The organism is Streptomyces sp. NPDC005576 (assembly GCF_042871745.1).
Lineage (GTDB): Bacteria > Actinomycetota > Actinomycetes > Streptomycetales > Streptomycetaceae > Streptomyces.
The window spans coordinates 183,570-206,481 of sequence record NZ_JBIAJC010000009.1 but is presented as its reverse complement, the minus strand read 5'-3'; the positions used below and the strand labels follow the sequence as shown (position 1 = coordinate 206,481).

Annotated in this window: 19 protein-coding genes, 1 tRNA gene and 1 pseudogene; 16 read left to right on the top strand and 5 right to left on the bottom strand. The window is 67.7% G+C overall.

The features are described from left to right. The first annotated feature begins 571 nt into the window (after nucleotides 1-571). Complete coding sequence (locus ACFYPN_RS18090) at nucleotides 572-2,824, top strand: transglycosylase domain-containing protein (protein WP_358762961.1); 2,253 nt, start codon at nucleotides 572-574, stop codon at nucleotides 2,822-2,824. Between the two features lie 174 nt (nucleotides 2,825-2,998). On the opposite strand, the gene ACFYPN_RS18085 is transcribed toward ACFYPN_RS18090, so the two are convergent. Further along, a complete protein-coding gene (locus tag ACFYPN_RS18085; RefSeq protein WP_358762959.1) occupies nucleotides 2,999-3,463 on the bottom strand; it encodes a GatB/YqeY domain-containing protein in 465 nt (154 codons plus the stop codon). 93 nt (nucleotides 3,464-3,556) lie between these two features. Here ACFYPN_RS18085 and ACFYPN_RS18080 point away from each other — a divergent pair, with 93 nt between their 5' ends. The 5 genes from ACFYPN_RS18080 to ACFYPN_RS18060 all read left to right on the top strand — a co-directional run bounded on the left by ACFYPN_RS18080 (nucleotide 3,557) and on the right by ACFYPN_RS18060 (nucleotide 7,624). Beyond that, entirely contained in the window at nucleotides 3,557-4,495 is a 939-nt protein-coding gene (locus tag ACFYPN_RS18080) for a metallophosphoesterase (protein ID WP_358762957.1), read from the top strand. Between the two features lie 113 nt (nucleotides 4,496-4,608). Continuing rightward, on the top strand, nucleotides 4,609-5,346 hold the full coding sequence (locus ACFYPN_RS18075; RefSeq protein WP_358765906.1) for a Pr6Pr family membrane protein: 738 nt from the start codon (nucleotides 4,609-4,611) through the stop codon (nucleotides 5,344-5,346). A 65-nt stretch (nucleotides 5,347-5,411) separates the two neighbouring features. Then, a tRNA-Pro gene (locus tag ACFYPN_RS18070) sits at nucleotides 5,412-5,485 on the top strand. Between the two features lie 858 nt (nucleotides 5,486-6,343). After that, a complete protein-coding gene (locus ACFYPN_RS18065) occupies nucleotides 6,344-7,003 on the top strand; it encodes a hypothetical protein (protein WP_358765904.1) in 660 nt (219 codons plus the stop codon). 195 nt (nucleotides 7,004-7,198) lie between these two features. After that, nucleotides 7,199-7,624, top strand: coding sequence for a hypothetical protein (locus ACFYPN_RS18060; RefSeq protein WP_358765902.1), 426 nt, complete (start codon nucleotides 7,199-7,201; stop codon nucleotides 7,622-7,624). A 257-nt stretch (nucleotides 7,625-7,881) separates the two neighbouring features. On the opposite strand, the pseudogene ACFYPN_RS18055 reads toward ACFYPN_RS18060, so the two are convergent. Continuing rightward, a pseudogene (locus ACFYPN_RS18055) lies at nucleotides 7,882-8,949 on the bottom strand (LacI family DNA-binding transcriptional regulator); the annotation flags it as partial. Between ACFYPN_RS18055 and ACFYPN_RS18050 the strand changes: the two are divergent. The 3 genes from ACFYPN_RS18050 to ACFYPN_RS18040 are packed head-to-tail and all read left to right on the top strand — an operon-like array spanning nucleotide 8,924 to nucleotide 10,852. Further along, nucleotides 8,924-9,520, top strand: a complete 597-nt coding sequence (locus tag ACFYPN_RS18050) for a hypothetical protein (RefSeq protein ID WP_358765912.1) — start codon at nucleotides 8,924-8,926, stop codon at nucleotides 9,518-9,520. The pseudogene ACFYPN_RS18055 and the gene ACFYPN_RS18050 sit on opposite strands and share 26 nt — an antisense overlap. Then, the gene (locus tag ACFYPN_RS18045; RefSeq protein ID WP_389299243.1) at nucleotides 9,505-10,266 is read left to right on the top strand and encodes an SDR family NAD(P)-dependent oxidoreductase; all 762 of its coding nucleotides are present in this window, start codon (nucleotides 9,505-9,507) and stop codon (nucleotides 10,264-10,266) included. Before ACFYPN_RS18050 ends, ACFYPN_RS18045 begins: the two co-directional genes overlap by 16 nt. Continuing rightward, nucleotides 10,259-10,852 (top strand): histidine phosphatase family protein, encoded by a 594-nt coding sequence (locus ACFYPN_RS18040; RefSeq protein ID WP_389299240.1) that lies wholly within the window; start codon nucleotides 10,259-10,261, stop codon nucleotides 10,850-10,852. The genes ACFYPN_RS18045 and ACFYPN_RS18040 overlap by 8 nt, the downstream gene beginning before the upstream one ends. Before the next feature lie 41 nt (nucleotides 10,853-10,893). On the opposite strand, the gene ACFYPN_RS18035 is transcribed toward ACFYPN_RS18040, so the two are convergent. Further along, nucleotides 10,894-11,319 carry a restriction endonuclease gene (locus ACFYPN_RS18035; RefSeq protein ID WP_389299438.1) on the bottom strand — a complete coding sequence of 142 codons (426 nt, stop codon included), beginning with the start codon at nucleotides 11,317-11,319 and terminating at the stop codon, nucleotides 10,894-10,896. Here ACFYPN_RS18035 and ACFYPN_RS18030 point away from each other — a divergent pair. The 4 genes from ACFYPN_RS18030 to ACFYPN_RS18015 all read left to right on the top strand — a co-directional run bounded on the left by ACFYPN_RS18030 (nucleotide 11,206) and on the right by ACFYPN_RS18015 (nucleotide 17,673). After that, entirely contained in the window at nucleotides 11,206-11,571 is a 366-nt protein-coding gene (locus ACFYPN_RS18030; protein ID WP_389299463.1) for a hypothetical protein, read from the top strand. The genes ACFYPN_RS18035 and ACFYPN_RS18030 overlap by 114 nt on opposite strands. A gap of 312 nt (nucleotides 11,572-11,883) precedes the next feature. Beyond that, a complete protein-coding gene (locus tag ACFYPN_RS18025; protein WP_358765898.1) occupies nucleotides 11,884-13,284 on the top strand; it encodes a hypothetical protein in 1,401 nt (466 codons plus the stop codon). A gap of 244 nt (nucleotides 13,285-13,528) precedes the next feature. Next, nucleotides 13,529-13,912, top strand: a complete 384-nt coding sequence (locus ACFYPN_RS18020; RefSeq protein WP_103509194.1) for a hypothetical protein — start codon at nucleotides 13,529-13,531, stop codon at nucleotides 13,910-13,912. Beyond that, a complete protein-coding gene (locus ACFYPN_RS18015) occupies nucleotides 13,909-17,673 on the top strand; it encodes an AAA domain-containing protein (RefSeq protein WP_389299236.1) in 3,765 nt (1,254 codons plus the stop codon). The genes ACFYPN_RS18020 and ACFYPN_RS18015 overlap by 4 nt, the downstream gene beginning before the upstream one ends. A 414-nt stretch (nucleotides 17,674-18,087) precedes the next feature. Here the strand turns inward: ACFYPN_RS18015 and ACFYPN_RS18010 are convergent, their stop codons facing one another. Continuing rightward, nucleotides 18,088-19,212 carry a hypothetical protein gene (locus tag ACFYPN_RS18010; RefSeq protein ID WP_358765895.1) on the bottom strand — a complete coding sequence of 375 codons (1,125 nt, stop codon included), beginning with the start codon at nucleotides 19,210-19,212 and terminating at the stop codon, nucleotides 18,088-18,090. Nucleotides 19,213-19,858: 646 nt separating this feature from the next. Between ACFYPN_RS18010 and ACFYPN_RS18005 the strand changes: the two genes are divergently transcribed. The 3 genes from ACFYPN_RS18005 to ACFYPN_RS17995 all read left to right on the top strand — a co-directional run bounded on the left by ACFYPN_RS18005 (nucleotide 19,859) and on the right by ACFYPN_RS17995 (nucleotide 22,546). Beyond that, entirely contained in the window at nucleotides 19,859-20,812 is a 954-nt protein-coding gene (locus ACFYPN_RS18005) for an SEC-C metal-binding domain-containing protein (RefSeq protein ID WP_219995614.1), read from the top strand. A gap of 362 nt (nucleotides 20,813-21,174) precedes the next feature. Next, entirely contained in the window at nucleotides 21,175-21,423 is a 249-nt protein-coding gene (locus tag ACFYPN_RS18000; RefSeq protein WP_358764649.1) for a hypothetical protein, read from the top strand. Nucleotides 21,424-22,312: 889 nt separating this feature from the next. After that, the gene (locus tag ACFYPN_RS17995; RefSeq protein ID WP_358764651.1) at nucleotides 22,313-22,546 is read left to right on the top strand and encodes a hypothetical protein; all 234 of its coding nucleotides are present in this window, start codon (nucleotides 22,313-22,315) and stop codon (nucleotides 22,544-22,546) included. Nucleotides 22,547-22,634: 88 nt separating this feature from the next. On the opposite strand, the gene tatA is transcribed toward ACFYPN_RS17995, so the two are convergent. Next, nucleotides 22,635-22,892, bottom strand: coding sequence for a Sec-independent protein translocase subunit TatA (gene tatA, locus ACFYPN_RS17990; protein WP_358764653.1), 258 nt, complete (start codon nucleotides 22,890-22,892; stop codon nucleotides 22,635-22,637). Nucleotides 22,893-22,912 lie beyond the last annotated feature (20 nt).

The window sequence follows — 22,912 nt, the reverse complement described above, 5'->3', positions numbered from 1 at the left end:
GGCATATTCACCGCTGCCAGTTGAGGACGTTACGGAAGCGACCACGAGCACAACACCCCCTTCGGGCCCAATCTTGAATGGCCCGAACGGACTATGCGTACGCGGCAGATCACCCAGGGGAGTGATGAGAGGACATGCGCGACGAACTGCGCAAAACCGGGACGATACACCCGAGTTGCCGAGGACGCTCCAGGACACACCAGGTGTTTTCGGGGACACCTTGCGTGCGGTCCTCATGCACGGACGCCGAGCGGGGGGACGCATACAGCGCGTGCGCGGGGGTTGATACGGGGCCGGACTGCTGTGACAGTTGAGTGCAGCTTAGGCCAAGGGATGCGCGCGTGTCCGGCGAATGACAACGTAGCCACTGCGCCGTGTCCTCGCGCGGGCGCACGCCTGCGTGTCGCGCCTGCGCCGCAACGCGCCCGCGCGCTCCGGCCGGCCGGTTCACACGCCTCTGACGTGCCGAATCGGCCCCTCAAACCCGTGTCTCGTAACGGGTTGGTACCTGAACATCCCGAGCGGAGCCTGCTCCATCGGAACGTACAGGGATACGGATTAGGCTGCCCCCATGCCAAAAAAGCGCTCGGGCGGGGGTCTCACCACGACCCAGCAGGCCGCCAAGTTCCTCGGTGTCGCCGCGCTCTCCGGAGCTGTGCTGGCGGGCATCGCACTGCCGGCCGCGGGCGCACTGGGCCTCGCCGCCAAGGGGACGGTCGAGGGATTCGACGAGATCCCCGCCAACCTCAAGACACCACCGCTCAGCCAGCGCACCACCATCCTGGACGCCGACGGGGGTGCCATCGCGACGGTGTACTCGCGCGACCGCACCGTCGTGCCGCTCAAGGACATGTCCCCGTACATGCAGAACGCGATCGTCGCGATCGAGGACTCCCGCTTCTACGAGCACGGGGCGGTCGACCTCAAGGGCATCCTGCGTGCGATGAACCGCAACGTGCAGTCGGGCGGGACGGCGGAAGGCGCGTCGACCCTCACCCAGCAGTACGTGAAGAACGTGTTCGTCGAAGAGGCGGGCGACGACCCGGAGAAGGTCGCCGAGGCCACCCAGCAGACCCTGGGCCGCAAGGTCCGTGAGCTCAAGTACGCGATCCAGGTCGAAGAGGAGCTCGGCAAGAAGAAGATCCTCGAGAACTACCTCAACATCACGTTCTTCGGGCAGCAGGCCTACGGCGTGGAGGCCGCCTCCCAGCGGTACTTCTCCAAACACGCCAAGGATTTGAAGCTGGAGGAGGCCGCGCTGCTCGCAGGCATCGTCCAGTCCCCGACCCGGTACGACCCCGTCAACGACGAGGAAGAGGCGACCAAGCGCCGCAACACGGTCCTCGCGCGCATGGCCGCGACCGGCAGCATCTCGCAGGCCGAGGCCGACAAGGCCATGGCGACCAAGATCAAGCTGGCGGTCAAGACCCCCAGGAACGGCTGCATCACCGCCGTCAGCGGAGCAGGCTTCTTCTGCGACTACGTACGCAAGGTCATCCTCTCCGACCCCGCCTTCGGCAAGACGAGCGAGGAGCGGTCGAAGCTCTGGAACCTCGGTGGTCTGACGATAAGGACCACGCTCTCCCCGCGCGCCCAGGAGGCCGCCGACGAAGCCGCCACCGCGAAGGTCAACAAGACCGACAAGGTCGCCGCCTCGGTGGTCCAGGTCGAGCCCGGCACCGGCAAGATCCTCTCGATGGGCCAGTCCCGCCCCTACGGCCTGGACCAGAAGAAGCACGAGACGGTCCTCAACCTCGCCGTCGGCTCCGCCATGGGCGGCTCCACCTTCGGCTTCCAGGTCGGGTCGACGTTCAAGCCGATCACCGCGGCGGCGGCGCTGGAGAAGGGCATCAGCCCGGCCCAGTCCTTCACCACGGACCACGAGATCACCCTGCCCATGAGCTCCTTCACCACCTGCTCGGGCGCCCCGGCGGGAAGCGATACCTGGAAGCCGTCGAACGAGACGGACGAGGAAAAGGGCACCTGGGACATGACCAGCGCCCTCGGCAAGTCCATCAACACCTACTTCGCGAAGCTGGAGCAGAAGGTCGGCCTCTGCGACACGGTCCAGATGGCGAAGAAGGTCGGCTACGCCCGCGGGGACGGAAAAACCCTCGGAGAGGACCCCTCCATCACCCTCGGCGGAGCGGAGAGCACCCCGCTCGGCATGGCCGCCACGTACGCGACGTTCGCCAACCGCGGCACCTACTGCACCCCGGTAGCCATCCAGTCGATCACCGACGCCAACGGCAAGAAGCTCGCCGTGCCCAAGTCGAGCTGCTCCCGGGCCATGAGCGAGAAGACCGCGGACACGATCAACCAGATGCTGAAGGGCGTCGTCGAGGACGGCACCGGTACGGCCGCCGGCCTGAGCGACCGCGACAACGCGGGCAAGACCGGTACGACGAACGACCGTAAGGACGCCTGGTTCGTCGGCTACACGCCGAACCTGTCCACGGCCGTCTGGGTCGGCGCCGACATCGGCAAGAAGCTCCCGATGTACGACATCACGATCGGCGGACAGTACTACGACAAGGTCTGTGGTGGCTGTCTGCCCGGCCCGATATGGAAGATCGCGATGACCGGCGCCCTCGACGCCGGCGAGACCCCGTCCTTCAACACCGTCGCGGTTCCGCGCGGGGAGGAGAAGGGCGACAGGGACAAGAACCAGGGCCGCGACGGAGACGGCGAGGGTGACGGCACCGGCGACGACTCCAACCCGACGCCCGGCATCACGGTGCTGCCGGACTTCCTCGGCGGCAATCAGGGCGGCAACCAGGGCGGCCGACACGGCGGCCAGGATGCCGGCGGCAACGGGCCCTGACCGAGGGGCCTTTGATCGCCCCGCGCGCCCTGCCTCCCGACACGGGCGGACAGTGGCGCCAGGTAGTCACCTGAGGTCCGACACACGATGAAGGTGGGGCGCCCCCGGCAAACGGGAGCGCCCCACCTTCGGTCGTTCTGGGACCGGGCCACGGAGGCTCGGCCCGTGCGGCGATCAACCCGCGAGGGACTTCTTCACTGCGGCGGCGACCCGGCCGCCCTCGGCGAGACCCGCGACCTTCGGGTTGACGATCTTCATCACCGCACCGATGGCGCGCGGACCCTCGGCGCCGGCGGTCTTCGCCTCCCCCACGGCGGAGGCGACGATCGCGTCGAGCTCCTCGTCGGAGAGCTGCTTGGGCAGGTAGGCGTCGAGCAGTTCGCCCTCGGCCTTCTCCCGCTCGGCCTGCTCCGTCCGGCCGCCCTGGGCGAAGGCCTCCGCCGCCTCACGACGCTTCTTCGCCTCCTTGGCGATGACCTTCTGCACCTCGTCGTCGGAGAGTTCGCGAGCGGTCGTCCCGCTCACCTCCTCCTTGGTGATCGCGGTGAGGGTCAGCCGAAGGGTGGACGAGGTCAGCTCGTCGCGCGCCTTCATGGCGGTGGTGAGGTCTTCCTTGAGCTTGGACTTGAGCGTGGTCATGACCCGATTGTGTCAGGTACGCGGTCCGGGCCGCCCGTTTGTTTTCCGGCCGCCGCCGGACCCCGCCCGGGCCGGGTCTGCGACGATGGACCCATGCGCGCACGCTACGGAGTTCCCCTGAAAGTCGCTGCGGCCGGTGCGGCGGTCGGCGCCGCCGGCCTCGCCTACGCCGCAGGTTTCGAAGCCCGCTCGTTCCGCCTCCGCCGGGTGACGGTCCCGGTACTCCCGCCCGGTGCACGCCCGTTGCGCGTACTCCAGATCTCGGACGTCCACATGGTCTGCGGCCAGCGCAAGAAGCGCGCCTGGCTCCAGTCCCTGGCAGGGCTCCGCCCGGACTTCGTCGTCAACACGGGCGACAACCTCTCGGACCCCGAGGCGGTGCCCGAGCTGCTGGACGCGCTGGGGCCCCTCATGGAACTCCCCGGGGTGTACGTGTTCGGCTCGAACGACTACTACGGCCCCAAGCTCCGCAACCCGGTGCGCTATCTCAAGGAGAAGGCGGCGGGCAAGCACGGCCTCAACGGGAACGCCCCTGCGACGAACGTGGTCCACAACCCGTGGGAACCGATGCGCGACGCCTTCGACGACGCCGGCTGGATCGGCCTCTCCAACACCCGCGGGCGGCTGAAGCTCGACGGCCTGGACATCGCCTTCACCGGCCTGGACGACCCCCACATCAAGCGGGACCGGTACGCCGAGGTCTCCGGCGGCCCCGAGACGGGCGCCGACCTCTCGATCGGCGTGGTGCACGCTCCCTACCTGCGCTCGCTGGACGCGTTCACGAAGGACGGGTATCCGCTCATCCTGGCCGGTCACACGCACGGCGGACAGCTCTGCATCCCCTTCTACGGCGCGCTGGTCACCAACTGCGACCTGGACACCGACCGGGTGAAGGGTCTCTCCAGCCACACGGCCGACGGCAACCGGGCCTACCTCCACGTCTCGGCCGGCTGCGGCACGAACCGCTACACCCCGGTCCGCTTCGCGTGCCCCCCCGAGGCGACGCTGCTCACACTGACCCCGCGGCCGTGACCGGCGAGACCTGAGCCCTCACCGAAGGGGTTCCCCGTCCGTGGCGGATGGGCCGGGGCCCATCCGCCACGGACGAATCGCGCCCCGGGAACCCCGCCTCTACGGTGAGGACCATGACCGCCGCCCCGAAAACCGCGACGCTGCCCAGGCCCCGGGCCGAGGACGCGTTCCTGCGGGGCGTCCGTACTCCACGGCGCACGGCGGCCGTACTCCGGGCGCTGGTGTGCGCGGCGGCGATCTGCGGCCTCACGATCGAAATGGCGACGACCGGTGCGCCGCTGGAGCTGCTGAGCCGGTTCACCTTCCAGGCGAACGTCCTGGTCGCCGGGGCCTTCGGCTGGTCCTCCTTCCGTGCCTGGACGGGTCGCGGACCGGCATCCCCGCACCTCACGGGCGGTGTACTTCTCGTCGCGGTGATCATCGGCCTGACGTACCACCTGATCCTGACCGACAACAGCTTCGGCTACTCCGCCGCCGGCACCTCGGCAGCCCCGCCCACAGGGGTGCGCGCCGTCTCGGATCAGCTGCTGCACACGGTGCTGCCCGTGGCCGTGACCCTGGACTGGCTCCTGCTGACCCCGGCCCGTACGCTCCGCCTGCGCTTCCTGCCGCAGTGGCTGCTCTGTGCCGTCGCGTACCTGGCCTTCGTCCTGGCCCGGGGCACCCTGCTCGCCCCCGACGCCGGACCCCGCTACCCGTACCCCTTCCTCAACGTGGACACGTACGGCTACCCGGAGGTCCTCGCCCACGCCTTCGCCCTCTCGCTGCTCCTCATCGTCCTGGCCTGCCTGCTCATCGCCCTGGACCACGTACGCCCCCGCCCCCGCCATCGGACCGGGCCCCGCCGGTAACCGGATTTCGCCTCCGGCCGCAGGTGGGCTAAAGTAATCGATGTCGCCGGGGAACCGGTGGACATCGGGGTGTAGCGCAGCTTGGCAGCGCGCTTCGTTCGGGACGAAGAGGTCGTGGGTTCAAATCCCGCCACCCCGACAGTTGTAAGTCCAGGTCAGGGGCCTGATCCACTTAGTGGATCAGGCCCCTGACTCGTTTCTGGGGCCATCTTGGGAGCCGTTTGGGAGCCAAGTGCGGGATGCGGCTCCCCGCCGGCTCCCAGAGGGTGCGCGTGGAGGCCAACTGTGGAACGGGGCTACCCCAGGGCCGTACCTGTCCTTCGCTCGGCGCGCTCGGCTCATGCCGCTCGGCCCGTCAAAAGACAGGAGGAATCATCTGTTCATAGCTGTTGGCCGAGCGCGCCGATTCCGCTCTCCGACCGGCAGGGAGGGACTGCGGCTCAGCTGCCAGCGCGTCGATACCCCACAGGCCTCTCACTCACCTTCACGATCACCCCGGCATCAGCAAGATCTCGAAGCACCTGGCGTGCCCGCTTCTTCCCGATCGCCGCGTCAGCGGGACGGTATCCCGCTCCGAACAGGGCCGCCAAGACACGTTCGGCATCCCACGTCCCCTGGAGGGCCTGGATGGCCTCGCTAAGGATCTCAGCGTGCGTTTGGGTGCTGCTCATAGGTCCTCCGCAGTTGCCTACAAACTCGCCCCCAAAATAATCGCCAGTCGGGCACTCAGGTTGCCCATATGGCGCATTCACTCGCGACAGGCTGGACGGGCAGCGCACACGGTCGGCGCCGGGAGACGAGGTGTGCCTGCGTTCCGGGGCGAACGGCACCTACCACGCTTGTGACGTTGCTATCGTCAGCGCCATTGAGTGAGTCCGAGTCCTTTCCGGATCGGCCCGTTGGCACCCGCTTGACTGGTGCCCGCATACAGGTCGGCAACCTCTTGAGGAGCCCGGCCACCCACGAGAGGACTTCAGTGAGCGGTCAGCTCCCACCGATGCCTGAACAGCTTCCCGAGCGACCCAAGAGCGTCAGGAACCCGTGGAAAACAGCCACGTTCTGCCTGGCTGGCGCGCTCATGGTGACCGTTGCAGCACTCGCCTACACCGCTACGGGAAGCCGAGGGGACGCTCCCAACGCCTCAGCCGCTCCGCCGCCCTCGATCTGGCAGGACGATCGCCCCAGCGCTGACACCGCTCCCGTCGAGACGACATCCCCCACCCCAAGTCGACCGGCCGATTTCAAGATCGGAGACGAAGCGCGCAACGGCGGCGCCGTCGTCACGGTCGCCAAGGTCCGGGAGGCTGAGTCGATCAACGTGGCCGGTGGAGTCAAGAAGGCGGGAGGCGACGCCAAGTATGTGATCTTGGAAACCGTGGTATTTAACGACTCCAAGGCCAGCATGGACCTGACCTGCTCGCTGCCCATTGCGAATGGCCTGCTGGACGAGCAAGAGCGGCGCTACGACACTATCGACGACCTGTACGACGTGGCAGGAAATCCCGAGTGCAACGAGCAGCTCCAGCCCGGCTTCAAGGACGAGATGCAGTTCGTCTACCGGGTCCCGAAGGACGCGAAGATCATCGCCTGGGAGTTCTCCGAGTACGATCTCGCCTCAGACCGGGAGCCGTCGATCATCGCACTGGCCAGCGCCTGAGGCTTCAGGGGCTGGATGCGACGCGGGCAGCCTGGACGAACATCGAGCACAGCTGGCGTTTCCCCCAGCCTGGCTGGGCCCCGGCATTTCTGCCGTGCGAGGGCGGCTTCCCATCCGACCGCGTGAGCGATTGCGGTAACCGCAGCGTCACTGTACGTTGCCGCGTACGGATCGGTTTGGCTCGGAGGGGGCGGAATGCCGGAGTACGGCCGTGCAGACAACGAGTGGGACATGCTGGTGGAAGCGGGGCGGGAATTTCTCGTCGAGCGCGCGAAACTTGGCAGGCTCACCTCGTACACAGAGCTCAGCGTCACAGTGGCCCGGCGAACCGGCTGCCGTGCCTTCGATTTCGAGCGTGCTGATGAGCGGGCGGCCATGGGGGAGCTGCTGGGACGGATCGTCGTCCGAGATCAGGAGATCACCCCCTCCGACCCTCGTGTCATGCTCTCGGCGCTGGTGAACTATCTGAGTGCCAACGACGCTGGACCTGGTTTCTATCAGTTGGCCAAGGACCTGCAGCTTCTTCCCATGAGCGCGTCCTCGGACCAGAAGTTCGAGTTCTGGATCAAGCAGGTAAAACAACTCTACGAACGCCATGGGGCCAAGCCAGCCGTGGCCTGAGCACGTCGCGCCATTGCAGCGCGTGCTCAGCAGCGCACTACTGTAACGGTCAGTCACAGGTTGACTGCTTTCGGACGAAGAGATCGGCGCCGACCTGTGTTTCAGCGCTGACGCCCATTCCCTTCGGCACTGAACGTCACCCTCACCGGACCCGCCATGAGTCGCCGCACGGAGGGGCTCAGTGCCCAGGTCACAGCCCTGCCCGCTGAGCCCTTCCGTGCGGTCCGGCATCTCGCCGTCCAGACTTCGCGCCCGTGCTACTGGCGTACGCGCAGAAGGCCGTTGAGCCCGCGCACGGGCGACGTAGGACACATCGCCAGCCGAGCGTCGAGGGCCGCCTCCCACTGCTCTGTCATCCCGACCATCAGGCGCTTGCGCATGCCTGGCGTGACGTGGGCGTAGCGCGCCAATACGGAGCCGTCGATGTGGCCCATGCGCTGGTCCATGAGGACCTTCTCGGTACCGAGGTCTTCCATCACGGTTCTATGGGTGTGGCGCAGGCCGTGGGGCGTGAGGCCCTTCGCGATCGGGAGCCAGCAGGCGTCGGCCCGGTTGCCGACGCCGCGCCCCCGTACCGGGACGCCCGGCCACGGCTCGCCGAGCAGAGGAACGGGGCGCGCTTCCTGCGGGGCCTTCTTCGGATACCAGCCTGACACCGCCGGGGTGAACAGCCAGGTCCCGAAGCCGTTCCTGCGCCAGTGAGCCGCATGTTCCGCCACGACTCCGCCACGCACGAACCCGAGGTCGCTGACGGCCCCCTCCACCCGTATTCGGGTGGCTTCGGCGACGCGATCAAGGTGGTTGAGAACGTTGGACACCGTTCCCGTGGAGACCTCGGCCCGGCGTGCGACGTCGACAGGTTTCGCGCCCTGGTGCCCTCCGGTACGAGCCGCGCCCTGGCCACGGAAGACGTAGGTCCTGCCGTGGCAGGGGCAGGGCGTCGGCTTCGTGCGGGCGACGTGGTTGGCGACCAGGGCGGACAGCCAGTCCATCGAGTCGAGGGTGCGATAGCTGTCGTCCTTGGGCGGGCAGCGCACCATCTCACCCGAGTCGAGTTCGTACAGCTGCCACTCGACACGGACGGATCCGGCGCGGACGAACTCGGTCTCCAGGCCGACGACTTCGCCCCAGCGCATGCCGGTGTACCCCTTGAGGACCACGGCGACGAACTCGTCGTCGCGGCCGGACAGCAGGGCTGCCCGCTCGGCGGTGAGCAGGATGCCGAGCGGATCGGTGACGACCTTCTCGGGGCCTCGGTCACGGGAGCGGCCCGCGCGCTTGCCCCGCCCGCGTCGTCTGGTGGCCGGGTTCGACGTGATCAACCCCCACTTCGCCACGGCCGAGCCGGTTTGGGCGGCCCTCACCCAGGGCGACCCCACCGACGTCAACCTCGCCCGTCCGCTCGCCTGGTTCGACTACGACACCGCAGGGATGAATAGCATCCCCGGCGAGTTCGCCAACTTCCTCTGGTACGCCTCCGCTCTCGGCGGCTGGCTCGTACCCACGTACAACCCGACCGCATTCGCCGACCATTCCGCCACCTTCGCCCACGTCCCGGCCAACACCCCCGAGATCCGACGAGCGGCAGTCGACCACACCACCAGCACCATCCACATCGACTACACGCCGCGCCTCTCCCCACCCCGGCGGGCCGCCGTGGCCGCGTACTGGAACAAGCTCGTACGGCCAGTCGCGGACCGCCTCTGGCCCGGCGAAGACCTGGCGAACCTGCTCCGCCCCTACCTCGCCATGCGCATCCTCGGCGTCTGCAACCTGGCCGACCTGGCCTCCGAGGATCGGCTTGTCCTGCTCGCCCGGCTCGCCGAGGCCATGAACCCCACCTTCGACCCAACCACCTACTTCTGCCCGCTGGAGTCGCCATGCCCGGCCCCCTGAACGGCCGCACCGCCCTGGTCACCGGAGCCACCGGCGGCCTCGGCTCGGCCATCGCCAGCCGTCTCGCTGCCGACGGCGCCACCGTCGCCCTTGCACACCTCGACGAGGACAAGGCCGTAGCCGAGCTCGCCGCCCACATAACCGGCAGCGGCGACGCCGCAATCTCCCTGGCAGCCGACCTCCGAGACGCCGAGGCCGTGCGCGCCCTATGCCACCAGGCCCACGACCAGCTCGGCCCGATCGACATCCTGGTCAGCAACGCCGGCGCCTACCCCCGCCGCACGTGGACGGAGACAACGCCGGCTCACTGGGACGAGGCTCTGGCCTCTAACCTGACCAGCCACTACCTCCTCGCCCACGAGCTGACCCCTGCAATGACGGCCGCCGGCCGGGGCCGGATCATCACCATCGGCTCAGTCCTCGCCACGGCAGGCCGTCACGACCTCGCCGGCTACATCAGTGCCAAGGCCGGCCTCGAAGGACTCACCCGTGCCCTCGCACGCGAACTCGGCCCAGTCGGCATCACCGCGAACTGTGTCGCCCCCGGTTCCATCCGCGTCCCCGCTGAGGACACCGTCGTCGACGACCCGGAAGCCATGACCGCCCGGCAGCTCGCCCGCCGGTGCGTCCAGCGCCGGGGCCGCCCGGAGGACATCGCCGCGGTCGTCGCCTTCCTCGCAGCCGACGACGCTGGATTCATCACCGGCCAGACCCTGCGCGTCGACGGAGGCTGGATCCTTGGCTGACATCTGGCTCATGCGCCACGGCGCCTACGAAGGTCACCGCCCCGGCTACCACGCCCCGCACGAAGCCGCCCTCACGCAGGAGGGCCGCGAGCAGGTACGCCGCTCCTTGCCCCTCCCTGAGGGCGTCACCGCGATCGTCACCAGCCCGATCCCCCGTGCCCGGCGGACCGCCACCCTCGTCTCGCACCTCACGGGCCTGCCGATCGTCGCCACCTCCGGCCTCCTCGCCGAATGGCGCGCCCCGAGCATCGTCCTCGGCCGCACCGTCGAGACCTACCCGCCGGCCTACCGCGCCTGGCGAGCCCGCCGCCTCGCCAACCCCTCCCTACGCTGCGAAGACGGCGAAAGCCTCACCGACCTCCACACCCGCGCCCGCCACTGCGCCGCCTTCCTCCACCACACCGCTGGGCGCCACGGCCCCCTCCTAGCCGTCTCCCACACCCTCCTCCTCGGCGTACTCACCCACCTCCCAGAAGGCCCCGCCGCCTTCACCACCGCGGCAAAGGCGCCCCTGCAGTTCGCCAAGCCCCGTCTCTTACCCGCCCACCAACGTGTGGGACCTGATGTTCGGCGACCTACCCGGTAAACGACTGGCGTTCCGACTGCTACGCCCGGTGGAAGACGCTCCTACCCGTACGTCTCCTTCCAGCGCTCCCGGGGCCGACGGTCACCCTGCCCCGTACCGTTGACCGCGCTGAGCGACAGCAGCGAGGCACCGTTGTTCCACAGCCCGAAGTGATCACGGTGGACGGCCAGGATGCCGTTCTCCGCGGCGAACATCTCTGCCGGGCCGCTGAAGTAAGTGGTGGCCACGAAGATCGCCACGTCGGCCTTGAAGTGCACCTTCGCACCAAGCAGATCCCGGACCTCCCGGCTGGGGATCTTGCGCTTGGGCGCGTATCGCTTGCACTGGATCACCATGCTCCGCCCATCGGGAAGGTGCCCCAGCACGTCAGCCCCGTTGTCGTGCGAGCCACCGACCCTCCGCACATCAGTGCACCCGTCACGACGGCACAGCTTTACGACGAAGTCCTCAAACTCCGTCCCCGTCATCACGTCAATCTCGGCAAGCGTCCGCTGCCCTGCCCGCACGGCCTCGTCATGCCGCCACTGCCGATCACCGCCCCTGATGAACCGATCGGTGCGCCACAGCCACCACCCACCACCGCCGAGGCTAATGAGAGCAAGTGCACCGACGAGATAGGACCAGATCACGCCCCAAAACGCCACTACCACGACAAGGCCGAGGCCCCCGGCAGTGGCCCCAATCTTGAGATGCCGCTGCCGACGTCTACGCGCAGCTGAGGTCCGCAACTTCCGTACCACTGCCATGCTCCTCCCATGTGCTCTGGCACAGCAGGATCAAGGAAGCAGTGCCGAAGCATCAGGTTGCCAATCAGCCATTGGCTGGTTGGCAACTTTTCGCCCACCTGCCTGTCGGGCCACAAGAGCGGAGCCTCGCCATGGCCGCACGGGCTACACGCCGGGGGTACCACGGCATCGCTGCGTACAACCAGAAGAACCTCGTCCAGCTACTCATGGAGTCGGGCGACTGCGCCACCATGGCCTGAATCGCATTCTTGTCGTCGATATCGGGAGTTCTTACCGTCCCGTTGCATGGACTCCACGGCCTTCGACGTGATCAAGCGTCTCGGTGACCTTCTGACCGTGCAGGTGAACTCATCGCCCGAACTCGTCGCCGGAGTGGGGAAAGCGGCCAACGCCGTCGACCGCGAGCGGGCGAAAAAGAAGACCTCGAACGAAGGTCATGGTCCCCGCAAACCGGACCTGCGCCAACTACCCCGGGCCGAGCGTGGTCCCCTATGGGTGACTCCATGGGATGTGCTCGCGACGTTCGCGCGCGGTACGGCCTTGGCACGGCAAGGACGAGGCAGGGGACTGGCTGAGCACTGGCAGGGGCTGAAATACTGCCGCGCCTTCGCCGCCGACCGGCACGGAAGTCTGCGCCTCACCGATGAGGGGAAGGCTCCCGAACTGTCCTATCGGGCCATGCAGGCAAGGGAGCTGGGCCGAGCGTTCGGGCTCGCCGTCGCTGAGTGGGCGCTTCGCGAAAGGTATCCGGACCACCTGATCAGCATTGTCGACGCGGAAACCGTCCTGCTTCCCGGCTTCGCGCGAACAAAGCCGGCCGGGACTCTGGGCGCGAGGCCGCGGCCGGACTTCCTGTTGGAGGCATGGCGTCCCGGTGAAGGCTCCCGAGTCTTCGTGGTGACCGTGAACGGCAACCACCAGGCCGTGACGCCGAAGACCTCCGCAAGCTCTCGCACGACGTACAGGCAGCTGGCCCGGGGCAGTGAGCGCGTGGAGCGATTCCATCTGGGGCAGCGGAACGCGACTCCCGCGCTCACGACCTCGACCGAGTTCCTGGCCGCCGCCGGTGTGACGGTGCATGTCCTGCACACGGATGGAGGTGTCGAGCTTCCCTTACGACCAGCGGCCGGTGCGGATTCGGCCGATACGGCCATCGGCCGCCGGACCCTGCCGTACGTGGACTCCGTGGCCCTCCCCAAGGAGCTGGGGGCGGAACGGCACAACGCATTCTTGATCCCCGAGAAGGAGTTCTCGTGGTTCAGCCGCGTCGTCGCCCGGGCGCACGCCGCCGGGCAGCTCTCCCTGGCCGGCGGCGGTGGGACTGTCGGCCAGTATTTGATCGACGAGCAGGGCCGCAAGCACTTCAGCGAAACCGCCTACGCCGGGACTGCCAGTGTCCACGACGCGAAAGCCTGCTTCGCCGGCGAGCAGTACGTCGGCACTGACCAGGTCTTCCGTGTCAACGGCACGCGGGTCGAGGCGTTTTCAGGCATGGCCGCAGATCTCTACGCCCTGCTGGCGAAGGGCAAGGTGGAGGAGTATCGCCGACGGACTTACGCGCGGCGGAATGACTGGCCTGAGCCGGACGACATCGACGACTGGGGCGCGAGTTCCATCCGGCCGGACGGCACCGCAATGGCGATAAGGGTGGTGCCGGAGCCGGCATCGTCCGACGACCGTTCCTGAGGCTGATCCGTACGAAGGAGAGTTCCGGAGGAGAAGCCGGCTCTTGCCTGTCCGTGCCGACTCGAGCTGGTCCGGCGCCTCCCCTCCGGCGCTGGACGGAGTGGCCGGATGCCGTCCCTCCAGCTCATCCCCGGCTGTCCCACTCGACGGCCTACGTGCCAAAGTCGCTGGACAGGCCAGCAAGCGCATACGCGAAGGCAAGGAGCGGCACATGCACAACGGGGGATCGCCATGGACACTCACTGTGCCCACAGGGGGTGACACACTCCGGCAGGAGCGTCTCACCCGGGATCTGCACGACAGTCTTCGGAGGGCAGACGATCTCGTCGTCGGCTTCCATGACGCCGAAGAGCCCGCCGAACCGGGCAGTAAGGGCACAGGTGTCGGCGAGGTGGCTCTCTGGGCCGCCACCACCGCGGCAGTCGCCCGTCCGGCGTCCCAGGTCCTGATCACCCTGATCAAGGAGTGGTGCGCTAAGGAGCGGCACCGCAAGGTCGTGGTCACCGTCGGGGACGACTCCATCAAGATCACCGGCCGTCCGGACGCCGCACAGGAGCGCATGGTCCGGGAGTTCCAGGATCGGGTCGCCGGCGACGACGGCACCGCATCGGACGACGACGCGACGTGACCCGCTTCCACAAGCGCCGAGCTCTCCTGATCGGCAACGAGCACTACGACGATGGCCGCTTCTCTTCGCTGGCTTCCGTAAGGGCGGACGTATGGGGACTCACCCAGGTCCTGAAGCACCACAAGATCGGCAACTTCGTCTCCGTACAGACAGAATCCGATCTCGCCGCCGATGACATGCGAGCAGTCATCGGTGAGTTCCTCCAGGAGCGCGACGAGGACGAACTCGCGTTCGTGTACGTCTCCGGGCACGGCGTGCGCACCGTACGTGACGGCGGCGAGTTCCACTTCGTCGCCAAGGACACCGACTACGACCGGGTGGCCGCGACCGGAGTCAGCGCCGGGTTTCTCAACGACGCGTTGGAGGAGTGCGTCGCACCGCAGAAGATCGTGATGATCGACTGCTGCCGCAGCGGCGGGTTCGCTGTGGGTCTGCGTACGTCGGACCGGCAAGGTGACGGCTCCGTGGCCAAGTCCGGCGAGCGGCCCCCGCTGACGAGCAGGGGCGTGTACGTCCTGTCGTCCTCGCGGGCCGGGGAGGACTCGTACGCGGACGCGGGCGGCGGCGATGATGTGAAGCCGTCAGCATTCACCGGCGAGGTCATCGAGGCGCTGCGCACAGGGAAGGTCAGCAAGGACAGCGGCAGCGCGGTGACGGTCAGCGACCTGTTCCACTATGTCAACCGGCGTATGCGTGCCCAGGACAGCGGGCGTCAGGTGCCGGTGCAGTCCGCGCTCGGCGTCGACGACCGCATCGTCATCGCGGACAGCCCCTTCGGCCGAGCCCCCATCCTGAATCCTCTGAGTCCTCGGCCCCGGGCAGCCGCGGGAGAAGCTGCACCGCCACACGCCGTGAAGTCCGCTCACGCACAACCCACCTGGTCCAACCTGCTGGACTACTACCGCGAGTGCGTCCTGGCCGAGAGTGCCGAGACACCTCTCATGGACGTGAGTCGGCAGGGCACGTCGTACGTGTGTCTGGACGGCGCGGAGAGGTTCATCTCCGGCGACGTCGACGACGACGGCTGCGTCGCGCTCCCCAAGGAAGCGGGCCCGCTGGTGGATTCAGCGGCAGAGGAGGATGCCGAGCTGTGGGCGGGCTATCCGGCCGTGCTGCTCACCGGGCCTCGTACCGGAAGCCCCTGGCAGCAGCCGAAGTTCGCGCCCCTGCTGGTGCGCCGGGTCGAGATCGTCCAGGGTGAGGGCGAAGTGCGACTGAAGCCGTTCGGGCCGGTCCAGCCACACCCTCAGTTGGCCCACGACTGGCTGGGCGAGGACGAGGCCAACCAGCTCATCGACACGTTTCAGCCGTCCTGGCATCGAGGACAGCACGACCGTATGGCGGTGGAGGTACGCAACCTCCTCACCCAGGAGTTCGAGCTGCCGTGCGTACAGGAGCTCCGTCCCGACCAGCTCGCCGACCACATCGACGTGCGCACACCCGGCCACGGGGCCCGCAACACCGCGGTCCTGTTTTCGGCACGCCCCCAGACGAACTTCACGAAGGGACTTCTCAACGACTTCGCCCGCATCGCCGAACAGACGGACCAGATCGGAAATACCGCCCTCGGGGTGCTCGCGCCCGACCCCTCGCAGCGCATCCGATGCCTCGCCCACACAGATCCCGAGCCGACGGGCCTCGTGACTCCGCTGCCCTGCAACGAGGCGCAGAGCTTGGTTCTCCGGTCCGCCATGACCCGTCGCCTCACCGTGGCCACGGGCCCGCCCGGCACCGGCAAGAGCCAACTGGTCGCCAATCTCGTAGCCACGGCGATCGCGGCAGGCCAGACCGTGCTCGTTGCGTCCACCAACAACGATGCCGTGGACGAAGTATGGCGCCGCTGCGACGAGCTGGTGCCCGGCAGCGTCGTACGCACCGGCTCGGCACGGAAGACCGGCAAGAGCAACGCGGAGCACGAGACCGCCGCGCTCCACGCGCTGCGTACCGGACCGGAGCCGTCCACCACCGTGGCCACGGCAGCCATGGAGACCATGCTGGCCGCCGACCGCCTGGCAGCGGTACGGCGGCATCTTGCCCATATCGCCGAGACCGAGCTGAAGCTCCGCCAGGCAGGCGAGGCGCGAGTCCACTACGCGGGACAGCTCGGGATCACCGTCACCGAACTGCGGGAGCTGCTCGGCGGCCCGCAACTGCCGAGGGAGCTGGAGGACAGCGCACGCCGCCGCTCCCGCGCGCGCTTCCTCGGATCGTGGCGCCGATCCCGTTTTCTGCGCAAGGTCGGCCTGGAGGGGTACGCCGGTGAGCCCGTCACGGGCTGCCTCGCGCTCGCCGGGTTCGCCGCGGCCGAGGCGGAATGGCGTGACGGGCGCGAGCGCGCGGCCGTCGTTGACGACACAGCGCTCACGCGTGACCTCCGCGATGCGGAGAGCGCCGTCCAGGACGCTTCACGTACGTTCCTCGCCACCAAGGTCCAAGCTGCCGCCTGGGCCGGACGCCGCCGCATCATGGAGCTGTTGACGGCCCGGGAGGGCAAACGCGGCGACTGGCCGCAGTTGGGAAAGGTCCTCGGGCGCTCGGGAACCTCGATGACCGCGCCCGCGGTGGCCGGATGGGCGGTCACCAGCCTGTCCGCCCGGCGTTTCCCACCGGACCCGGCCCTGTTCGACCTGGTCGTCATCGACGAGGCCAGCCAGTGCGCCATTCCCCAAGTCCTGCCCCTGCTGTTCCGCGCACGGCGCGCCCTGGTCATCGGCGACCCCATGCAGCTGACGCACATCACGAAGACCAGCCCGCACCGCGAGGCTCTCATCCGGCGCGGGCACGGGCTACGGTCCGACTGGCTGGAGAAGCACCACCTCGCCTACCGGCGCCACTCCGCCTTCCACGCGGCCGAGCAGTCCGCGGGCGGCACGCTGCTTCTCGACGAGCACTTCCGCTGTCATCCGCACATCGCGGGGATCTCCAACGAATTCTTCTACGACGGTGGGCTGACCGTTCTCACCGACACCCGTGGCCGTCCAGCTCTGGCAAACCGTTCCGCCGTGATCTGGACGGATGTGGCCGGGCGGGCCGCCCGGCCTCTGTTCGGTGGCTCCTGGGTCAACGAGAACGAGATCCGCAAGGTGCAGGACAGCGTCCGCTATCTGCTGGAACATCTGCCGCCCGAGGCCACCGTTGGTGTCGTCACCCCCTTCACGGCACAGGCCGAAACCCTGCGCAAACGGCTGCGCCCGTACGACGAGGAGCGTCTGCGCATCGGTACGGTGCACACCTTCCAGGGCGGTGAACGCGACGTCATGGTGTTCTCCCTCGTCGTCGGCGAAGGCATGCACCCGGGCTCCGTCGCATGGGTCGGTGAACAGCTGAACCTGTGGAACGTCGCCATCACCCGGGCCCGCAGTCACCTGGTCGTGGTCGGGGACAAGAAGCTCTGGCGGAAGCGGGGAGGCGTGGGCGCCGCACTGCTTGAGGCTGCGGAGCGGGACGGCCTGGCCCCGGGAGGCGAAGACAAGGACGTGCTGCTCAAACGCCTGTACCAGACCCTCTCCCTCGCGGAAGAAGCCACTGTCACGCTGGGGGAAACCGTTCACGGATATCCCGCGGACGCCGTGATACGCGCCGACGGCGCTACCCCCCAACCCGTACTTCTCGATCGGGGAATGGAAAAGAACGGCGACGCGGCACGCCACCTCCGGCTCATGTTGCACCGCCGGAATCTGCTGAGCGATGGTGACGGTGGAGCCGAAGCGGCGCGTTGGCCGGCCTGGCGGCTGTACGACACCGACAAGCAGCGGGGGTGATCCTTCGGGCGTTCCGACGAATCGACGAAGTGCTGCGTCTGACGTCATGCCTCGCCAGGGGCTACAGGTCAGTGCTTGACCAGGAAGCTCTCTGCTTCAACCTCGACCGGATCCACTGACCGGCTTCCGGAAGCCGTTGAGAGCCGCCCCCTTCCTGGTCTGCGCACAACGACGCGAGTGCCGCATACGGCTGTGCAGCCATCGCGGACGTGCTGGAATGCGAGTGCAGAATCGAGAGTTTCGGTGCGATTGCCGCGCGGCTGCAAGGACGAGGGGCACGCTGCGGTCACTTCACCCGGGTGGATCCGCTGCAGCAGACCCGAGGCACCACGGATTGCTCCCGGCCTTCGGCGCGGCAAGAGCCTGACTGGCTGAAGTATCCCGCTCAGGATCCACTAGGACGCTGCCTGACAATCAGCGGCGGAATCCACGGCGGGGATCTCGCGCCTGGACGTTCAGGAACGGTTCGAACCAGGCAGCGACACGGAGATCACCGATGCCCATGTGCTGGTTCGTCTCGCCGTCCGGGTCCTCGATTCCGTCGAAGCGAGAGTTGTAGAGCATCAGCACGTCGGTGTCTTGGAAAAACACTTCGGAGCACATGTCGAAGTCGTAGTCGTCACGGTGGGTGGGCAGCCTCCCGTGGTCACCAGCGTCATCGCCTTCGTCCCCGCGGTCTCCCGCGTCGCGGATGGCGAGGTGAAGGGCAAGTTCCTCGGCCGTGCAGGTGGGCTCCGGCCACTGCCCGCGTTCGAGGTCACCGGCAAGGTCGTCGGCCGCCCGGGCGAACCGGCGGCGCCACTGGAGGTCGGCCGCGAAGGTCAGCTTCGGGAGATGGGCGAAAACGCCCCATTGGCCGTCGTGCTGGTCTGGCACCACCGGCCTGTCACCAAGTTCCTCGCTGTCCTCGTACGCCTGATCGGCGAGCACGCACAGTTCCGTGTAGAGGATGTCGGCGGTTCGGGGGGTGAGTTGCCACTGGCACCGCTCCTCTTCGCACTCCGGGTCGTCGCAGTGCAGCGCCTCCGTCGCGAACAACGCCGCGAAGTCCGGGGTCTTCTTCCTCATCGACGGCGTCGCCAGCTCACCTCGGCGGACAGCCGCTGTGTACCGCCAGCCCGCGCCGAAGTCGGCGACCACCGCTTCCTCGCTCCAGTCGGCGACCTCGTGCCCGTTCTCGGTGTGCAGCCGCAGGCCCTGAGAGGTATCGGTGACCGTGTCCGCACCCTCGATCTCGCTGTCGGACTCCCCCAGCCACATGATGGCCCCGACGACATCCTCAGGGTCCTCGCCCTCGAGGTCGTCGTGTGGCTGAGGCTCCCAGCCCGCGCTCCTAGCTGCCTTCAACACGGCCTGCTGGTCATGCACGTGGAACTCTCGGAGCACCTCTACACGAACGACCGGACCAGCCAAATCAGCGAGCCGTGCGGCGTTCGGGGTGCGCACGGCGCGCGTGACCGCGTCGACGTCATTGCCCTCGTACACGTCGCCGTCGCCATCGGCGATCTGCTCCCACTTCAGGAAGCTGCCAGCAGGCATGGGCCAGACGCCCGCGAGAGCGTGCCGTGCGGCACTGCGAAGGGAGGAAGCCGGAGCATCCGGCAGCTGGGCGCACAGCCTCTCCAGCGGCTCGGGATTCCAAGCATCGGCGGAAGAACCGATGGCCTGTTGGAGGATGCCCACCGCTTGCTGCGCGAGTTCGGGGTGCCGACAAGTGAGAACGGCCTGCAGTGAGGCAGGGCCATCTCGATGGTGGACGAGAGCGAGGATGCGGCTCTTGCTAGGGGTGTGCTCGCAGCGGAAGCCGCGGAGCGCGGCCATGATCGGCTGAGCAGGCATGCGGAGGACTCCGAACAGTGGACGCACGAAACCGTGCGCGGAAGCGAGTGGAGTTCCGCTGGTGGGCGCGCTGCTGACGCGCCTCCGGACGGCGAAGATTAGTGCCCTCGGCTGGTTCCCCCGGTGCTACCGGGAGTCCGGACCTGGCTTCCCCAGCTTACTCACACTAAGCAGCCGAGAGTGGTCGAACACCGGCCATCCGGCCTGACCGGTTTTCGGTAGGTGACCTACTCCTCACCGCTAACCTGGTTCGACCGTACGACGCTTGGAGGTGGCCTTGAGGCCGCAAGAGGTGATATCACCGCAACGCCTAAGCCACCTCGGACGCGAGTCCAGGGGTTATCCCGTGATCGCAACGGTTGGGCGTGACGCGGAGGGGGCAAACTTCGGAGCGATCGATGAGCGGCGAAAGCTCGTACTGGCCACGTTCGACTGGTGCGCTGTCTGCGGGCTTCCCTTCGGAGACGAAGCACGATGGCAAGTCCTCCCCCACTTCGGCGACATACCGCTTCCCGAAGAAGTTGGGCTCGCAGAGGCACCCGTACACGAGATCTGCGCTGTCTACTCTGCGCAGGTGTGCCCATTCCTGTCGTCGCAGGGCGCACGTCTCGGGGATGACAAGCGCCGCGGTACGCGTCGCGAGGAAACCGTTCAGGTTGTGGGATACAGCCGCACCAAGTCGGTCGAGGCGTTCCGTTCCTCGCTCCAGGACGATCTCTTCGTCCTGCACTTTCTCCACGACAAGGTGATCGACTCCTTCTCCTACAGTGGCCCCGAGGAGGTCAAGGAACGGTACGAGGATCTCCTGGCAGCAGAACTGCGGATCGAAATTTCGGCGGCGGAGAAGGTGCTCATCGACCGGTTCAACGCGATGAGCACCCCGGATGAGCCGACCGGTGACCCAGGCGCGGTGGTGGCTGGCGCCGCCGTTATGATCGGCGCCGGCTTCGCGCCCGACATCTTTCGGGTCCAGGGGATGCAACGCTTCGACGAACGCGACTCGTACGGGCTTATCGCTCGGCAGTTCCTGGAGCGCAGCGGGCTTACTGAAGCCGCAGCGACCTTCCCTGACGCATCCGGCAAAGCAGCAGCACAATGGCTCCTGGACAAGGGCGATGACGCCCCTGCTGTGCTGTCGCTGTGGCGAGACCTCGGGAAGCAGCGGGTGTCCGGGCGCACGATTCCCAAGCAAAGGCCCGTCGGGCCGGGCCGCAGCGTTGGCAAGAACACTCCCTGCCCATGCGGGTCGGGACGCAAAGCCCGACGATGCCACCCTGCAGGAGTACCCGAGTCCCTCTAAGGAGCGTGCAAACTCGCCTCTGCGAAGCGGCCGACGGGAACAGCGCCGCTTCGCGAGGCGGTCACAGCATCAGGGCTTGGGAGAATTCTGGGAGATGATCATCCTCCGCAGGCCGACCGAGCCCTTGCCACACCAACCCGAAACTTGGCCCTGACCTGCACCGTTAGCGAGGCGACCAGGTGCCGATCCTGCCCGACCCTCATTCGGGACGAAGAGGTCGTGGGTTCAAATCCCGCCACCCCGACAGCTGAAACACCAGGTCAGGGCCGGTTTCCCCCTTCGGGGAGACCGGCCCTGACTGTGTTGTATCTGGGTTTTGGGTGTGAACTGGGTGTGATCTTGAAACAGAACGGCATTCATCGATGGCCTACCTACAGATCGCGCTGGGGCTCGCAGGGTTCCTCTGCGCGGGGGCAGCGTACTGGCAGGTGCGCGGCCGTAGAGATCCGCTGTTCATCCCCCTGGTCGTGATCGTGGTAGCAGCGGGTGCCGCTCTGCCACGGCTGATCCCCCTGGGGCACCCCACCTGGTTCTCACTGTCGCTTCAGGCGCTCGGAGTGGTCGCATTGCTCCTGATCGCCGTGACAGCTCGCAGGCGCGACCGGACGTGAGCGTGCGTGGACGTCTGCCGGGAGCCATGGGGGAGCCGGCTTCACTCCCCGAGCCTCTGTGAGACCGTCGTCCCGGCTCGGATCACTGCGGTTGGTCTGATTACGGAGACCCTGGGGTGCCGGTTGTGCTGGAATGACCGTCCAGGCGGACCGAGGCGAACTGGGGTGCGCACATGACCGATGCAGTGGGCGGAACGTCTGTTCTCATAGCCGGCGTCGTGCAGTTGGCCGACGTCATGGGCCGCCTGCGGCGGGATCGGCCCGTGTTCCACTCGGAGGCGGATCTGCAGCACAGCTTCGCCCGGGCTCTGTGGGAGCTGGCGCCCGAGGTGCAGTCGCGGCTGGAGGTGCGGCGGCCCGTTCTGCACAAGGGCCACGCCGAGCATCTCGACCTGCTGTGCATCGGCCCGTCCGCGCGCACCGCCATCGAATTCAAGTACTTCAAGGACAGATGGGCGGGGGCGGCAGGTCCGCTGAGTGAGGCCGCATTTACGAAGGGCGCGTTCTCTCCGGCGAACTCCGTTGGGGGCAGGGCGACTACGCCCCCCATACCCGAAAGCTGCGCGGCACCTACCCGCTGCACTGGGAGGCGTACTCGCGACCGGACGGACCCAGGGGAGAGTTCCGGTACGTCGCCGCCGTGGTCGAGCCCGGATCGGCCACCGAGCTCCGAAGCGGTACTCGCTGAGCGAGGCAGTCCATCGTGGCCGGCTCTCTCGAGGACCACGTACTGACCTGCGATCCAGAACCTCGAAATTCGTGACGCCAGTGGCGGCTGGGGCGGGTGTGACGACTGTTGCGGCAGGAGCGGTGAGCCGCACGGTAAGAGGGCTTAGCGGTTGTTCAATGCTCACCGAAAGGGCGAGGGGCAGCCCGTAAAGTTGTGGGCATGGATCTTCACACTGCGACGATGTGGGAGACAGCCGAACTCGCCGGGGGGCCTGCCGATGGTCTTCGGATGCGAGTTCCCGACCAGCCGCCGGTCCTTCAGGTGACGCGTCCTTGCCGCGTCGAATCCCCGGACGGCGACGAATTCAGGGTGGACGCGTTGTACGTGTACCGCCGCGACCCCTATGCGCAGGACGAGCCCGTGGCGTACGGGTTCGACGCCGCCAGCCCCTGATACGTACGGCGGCACCGAGGCACCGAGCGGCCACGCCCGCTGCCCCGCGGTCACGGAGATCCGGCGGCGACAGGGGGCGTGGACGCGGTCAGAGATCCGCGGGGCGCGGCTCCGTCATCGCGGCGGCGGGCGCCGGCGCGGGCTGGGCCGCCTCGGTGACCGTGACCTGAGTCGCGGCGGGCGCGGGGGCGTTGTCGTTCTTCATCGCCTGCGCCTCGCTCTTCAGGATGCGCGCCGACTTACCCAGGGCCCGCGCGGCCTCGGGGAGCTTCTTCGATCCGAAGAGGGCGATGACGATGACCGCCAGGATCAGCAGGTGCCAGGGTTCCAGTCCGTTGCGGAGCATGCCGAGCCCGCCTTCCTCGT